3 protein-coding genes and 1 tRNA gene are annotated in these 5,135 nt (G+C 40.1%); 3 read left to right on the top strand and 1 reads right to left on the bottom strand.

Annotation, left to right across the window (positions count from 1 at the left end):
• Positions 1–31: 31 nt before the first annotated feature.
• Positions 32–103, bottom strand: a tRNA-Arg gene (locus K322_RS0113360).
• Positions 104–338: 235 nt separating this feature from the next.
• Here K322_RS0113360 and dxs point away from each other — a divergent pair.
• The 3 genes from dxs to K322_RS19445 all read left to right on the top strand — a co-directional run bounded on the left by dxs (position 339) and on the right by K322_RS19445 (position 4,638).
• On the top strand, positions 339–2,279 hold the full coding sequence (gene dxs / locus K322_RS0113355; RefSeq protein WP_026627329.1) for a 1-deoxy-D-xylulose-5-phosphate synthase: 1,941 nt from the start codon (positions 339–341) through the stop codon (positions 2,277–2,279).
• Positions 2,276–3,613 (top strand): Trk system potassium transporter TrkA, encoded by a 1,338-nt coding sequence (gene trkA / locus K322_RS0113350; protein ID WP_026627328.1) that lies wholly within the window; start codon positions 2,276–2,278, stop codon positions 3,611–3,613. The genes dxs and trkA overlap by 4 nt, the downstream gene beginning before the upstream one ends.
• Positions 3,614–4,092: 479 nt before the next feature.
• Positions 4,093–4,638 (top strand): terminase small subunit-like protein, encoded by a 546-nt coding sequence (locus K322_RS19445; RefSeq protein WP_035332127.1) that lies wholly within the window; start codon positions 4,093–4,095, stop codon positions 4,636–4,638.
• The last annotated feature ends 497 nt before the right edge of the window (positions 4,639–5,135 follow it).

Below are 5,135 nucleotides of genomic sequence, written 5' to 3'. Positions count from 1 at the left end.
AAAGAAGCCGCTATAAAAGCGACTTCTCATGTAGCACGACCGGGAATCGAACCCGGATCTAAAGTTTAGGAAACTTCTATTCTATCCATTGAACTATCGCGCCATGCTTTCCGTTATAAATTCAGAAACGATGCAAATGTAATAGATTTTTAGTTACCTGACAATATCATGAGGGCAAGAGCTTACTTATAAATATCATTTATGACTCATTTGCAAAAGAATAGCTTTCGAAATCCATATTTTAAAAGTTAAACATAGGTTTGCAATCATTTGTTTTATAATTTTGCTCTTTATTTTTCGTTTACTATATCAAAGAATATTCACAAGTACATATAAATATGTCAGAGAAAGAGAACACCAATATAAATATACCTTTACTGAAGACAATCAACTCCCCGAAAGATTTGAAAAAACTCGGTATAGGACAGCTGGATACACTCTGCCAGGAATTAAGGACATTTATAATAGATCAACTTTGTAAAAATCCCGGGCACTTTGGATCCAGCTTGGGAACAGTAGAGCTTACAGTAGCCCTTCACTATATATATAATACTCCTTACGACCGTATCGTGTGGGATGTAGGACATCAGGCGTACAGCCACAAAATACTGACAGGCCGCAGAGACAGATTCAATACAAACCGTAAGTTCGGAGGTTTGGCCGGATTTCCTAACCCGGATGAAAGCGAATACGATACTTTCTCGGCAGGTCATGCGTCTAATTCAATATCGGCTGCACTGGGAATGGCTGTGGCTTCCAGGCTGCTGAATGAAAACAAGCATGTAGTAGCTGTGATAGGTGACGGTTCTTTAACCGGAGGATTAGCTTATGAAGGATTGAACAATGCCAGTTCGCAACCGAACGACCTGCTTATAATCTTAAATGATAATGACATGGCTATCGACGATAATGTCGGCGGTCTGAAAGATTATCTCGTAAAAATGACGACATCACATACCTATAACAAAGTAAGGAATGATGTTTATCAAAAGTTCAAAAGAAAAAATCTGATCTCGGAGAAAGGCAAAAACTTTATACTCCGGTTCAACAACAGCCTCAAATCGCTGATAACAAAACAACAGAATATATTCGAGGGACTCAATATACGGTACTTTGGCCCTGTAGACGGTCATGACCTGAAAGGACTGATTCGCATTCTTGAAAACATCAAGGATCTTAAAGGTCCCAAATTGCTGCATATACATACTATCAAAGGGAAAGGATATAAACCTGCCGAAGAATCGGCTACCGAATGGCATGCTCCCGGAAAATTCAACAAAGATACCGGAGAACGTATCATTTCGCAGGCAAAAGACCAGCCCCAATTATATCAGAATGTATTCGGGCATACAATAGTAGAACTTGCACAGAAAGATAAACGTATAGTCGGTATCACTCCGGCTATGCCCAGCGGATCGTCAATGACCTTCATGATGAAGGAATTCCCGGAACGATCTTTCGATGTAGGTATTGCAGAAGCTCATGCCGTAACTTACTCGGGAGGATTATCGAAAGAAGGATTAATTCCTTTCTGTAACATATATTCTTCGTTTATGCAACGGGCATACGATCAGGTGATACACGATGTAGCATTGCAAAAACTTCATGTTATATTCTGTTTGGACAGAGCCGGACTGGTCGGTGAAGACGGACCAACGCATCACGGAGTATTCGACCTTGCTTATATGCGCTGTATCCCTAATCTTGTGATTGCCTCTCCCTATAACGAACACTACCTCAGACATCTGATGTACACTGCAACATACGGCAACGAAGGGCCTTTTGTCATTAGATACCCGAGAGGACAAGGCGAACTGAAAGACTGGGAATGCGAAATGAAACTGCTTCCCATCGGTAAAGGACGGAAAATGAAAGACGGTAAAGATATGGCCGTTATTACCATCGGGCCTATTGGTAATACCGCTAATGCAGCTATCTCCGAATTGGAAAAAGAAGGATACAGCATCGCTCATTATGATATTATATTTCTGAAACCGATAGATACAGACCTATTGGATGAAGTAGCATCTAAATTCAGGAAAGTAGTTACCATCGAAAACGGTGTTATTACCGGAGGATTGGGTTCGGCCGTTCTTGAATATTTCTCAGAAAAGAATTATAAAGATATAGAGGTAACCAGAATAGGCATTCCTGATGAGTTTATAACCCACGGTTCTATACCCGAATTGAATAGACTCTGCGAAATAGATGTCCCCGGTATTACCAAACGCCTGGAGGGAGTCTTACAAAATAAACCGGCACTAAAACCTGTATTATGAGAGTTGTTATCGGTGGAGCTGGCGCAGTCGGTACACACTTGGCACGATTACTTTCGGGCGAAAATCAGGATGTTATTCTCATGGATTCCGATAAGGAAAAATTAAACTTATCGAAAGGAAATCTTGAGATCATGACGATGGAAGGTTCGACAACCTCTCTGAAAGATTTGAGCGAAGTAGGAGTAAAAAATGCCGACCTTTTTATAGGCGTCACCCCCGATGAATCGGTAAACATCACATCATGTATGCTTGCCGCTAAGATGGGAGCAAAAAAGACATTTGCACGTATCGACAACTTCGAATACCTACTGCCGAAGAACAAAGAATTTTTCGAAAGCCTTGGAATCAATTCCATGGTATATCCCGAAATGCTGGCCGCGAAAGAAATCGTATCGGCACTCAAACGCCCTTGGGTCAGGTTGTGGGTCGAATTATTCGGCGGCTCCATTATTCTTGTCGGTGTCAAAGTCAGGGATAATTCGGAGTTAGCAGATAAGTATCTGTATGAAATATCGAATACTCAGAAAAAGTTTCACATAGTTGCGATCAAGCGCAACAACCGAACAATCATCCCCAAAGGAAAAGACAAAGTTCAGCCAGATGATATTGTTTTTTTCACGACAACCAATGAGTTTATAGACGAAATACCGGCAATTACAGGAAAAGAAAAATTTGAGGTAAAGAATGTCATGATAATGGGTGGCAGCCGTATTGCTATACGTACCTGCCAATACCTTCCCGGCGATACTAACATAAAGCTGCTGGAGGTAGACAAAGACAAGTGCTACAAACTGCTGGAGAAAGTACCTAAGAATGTTACCGTTTTTCAGGACGACGGGCGTAACTCCGAATTTATGCAGCAGGAAAGTATCCGTAATATAGATGCCTTCATTGCTGTTACGGGTAATTCGGAAGCAAACATTCTGGCTTGCCTTGCCGCCAAAAGATTTGGTGTACGAAAAACTGTAGCCGAAGTCGAAAATATGGATTACATATCCATGGCCGAAAACCTGAATATCGGTTCTATCATCAATAAAAAACTAATCACAGTAAGTAATATATACCGTTTTCTACTTAATGCGGATGTAACAAACGTCAAAACCTTGACTTTTGCCAATGCAGATGTAGCAGAGATTGTAGCTCGCCCTAATTCAAGAATCACTAAGAAAGAAATAAAATCTCTCTCTCTGCCTAATAATATGACTATCGGGGGCTTGATGAGAAACGGAGAAGCCATGCTTGTTGATGGAGATACCCAGATAGAGCCTTACGACAATGTCGTTGTTTTTTGTCTGGACGATGCTTTAAGAGAAGCCGAAAAACTATTTAATTAAAAAGTCAACTTCAACTCCCACCCTATTTCTAGGTCTCATATCTTTTTATAAATTCTGTGAGCGCAGTATCAACAATCAGTAACTGTTTAAATTTAGCTCGTTTGGATTTTCAGAGATATTTTTGGAACGATTTTTATTTTTTCGATACGATAACAGCGGGCTGTTTGAGTTGAGAAAAGATAAAAATTCAGGCAAAAAGAGCCTAAAAATAAACGAAAAAGAAATAAATCGTTATTGTGATACATCGTTTGGTAAATTTAAACAGTTACTCAGTTCTCGCTAAAAAAAAGACTTCAAATTCCGCTATTTTACTAACGCAGCCTATCGGCTTTGTTTTCATTTTGCCTTGAGGTAAAACAAAACAAAAAACAAGACTGCGCCTCCAACCCGAGTGTCGCAGATCTTAATTGATCTTATGCCTTATTGATTCCCCTCCTGTTTTCTGAATTTTTATCTATGTATAAAAACACATTCAAATCATGGCAAAATACACAGAAAAATTAGGAAAGAAAATAGCAGAAGCAATAGAACAGGATGAATATACATTGGGAGAAATCTGCTCGATACACAACATCAGCCGAAAAACATTTTATCAGTGGATAATTAAATATCCCGATTTTGAGGGGATGGTCGAAAACGCTCGTTTGGAGAGAGATGAGCGATTGGCACAAAAAGCACGTCAGATACTCAAGCAGAGAGTAGAACAAGGACATACAGTTACTACAACCCGCTATAAATATGCGGTAGATGAATACGGGGAATTGTACTTAGCAGGGAAAACCGTTACGAAGAAAGAATACTCTCCCGATGAAAAGACCCTGAAAATGGCGATATCTAAAGAAAACGATGTTGAAAATCAAGAGAAAAAAATTCTTTTGCAACTGAAGGACGAAGAACGTATTTTACAGCAAGAGCTGGACGACCAATTATGGGAAGAGGAAAGAGAACGAAAGTATCAAAAGTGGCTGCGTGAATCAGCCGCAAAAAAGGAAGAGGAGCAGCAGAATAATACGAACGAAGTCTGATAACTGATTTTATTGTCACTTTTGTAACCTTTTATCAATTATTGATAAGCAATGAACAATAATTAGTTGGCTGCTAATAATTATTTATTGATGCCAATCAGTAGTTAGATTGATAAAATGTTCTTTAATATTATGCTATTTACTACGCGCAATCATAGATTGCTTGTGTTCCTTTTGGCCAAAGCCCCTAAAGGAACCAAAAGGTCTTTGGCGCTGCGAGGCTCTGCCTATCTGACTACGTTCACGGGCGAAACTAAATAAAACTCGCTCTATGAGCTCAAACAGCATTTAGTTTTAATGCCCGTTTCACTGGTCAGATTACGGCTTCACCCCTGTATGCGCCTTGGCTGACGCACACCTTTGCTTGCGCCAGCCTACAAAAGGGTCTATAATCCCGTCAGGCTCTCGACCTCGGCGGAAGCCCGGGGTACCCGCTGCACGAAGAAAGCGTTAAAAGACAAATAGATATCAGCGATAATCATTTTTATTTGTCTTAG

Source organism: Indolivaga capnocytophagoides DSM 22835 (assembly GCF_000426485.1).
Taxonomy (GTDB): domain Bacteria; phylum Bacteroidota; class Bacteroidia; order Bacteroidales; family Dysgonomonadaceae; genus Dysgonomonas_A; species Dysgonomonas_A capnocytophagoides.
The sequence above is the reverse complement of the archived record's forward strand: the minus strand, read 5'-3'. Positions and strand labels throughout refer to the sequence as shown.

Excerpts from the sequence above, each read along its gene's own strand:
- dxs (WP_026627329.1), top strand. The coding sequence starts at position 339 with ATGTCAGAGAAAGAGAACACCAATATAAATATACCTTTACTGAAGACA.
- trkA (WP_026627328.1), top strand. The coding sequence starts at position 2,276 with ATGAGAGTTGTTATCGGTGGAGCTGGCGCAGTCGGTACACACTTGGCA.
- K322_RS19445 (WP_035332127.1), top strand. The coding sequence starts at position 4,093 with ATGGCAAAATACACAGAAAAATTAGGAAAGAAAATAGCAGAAGCAATA.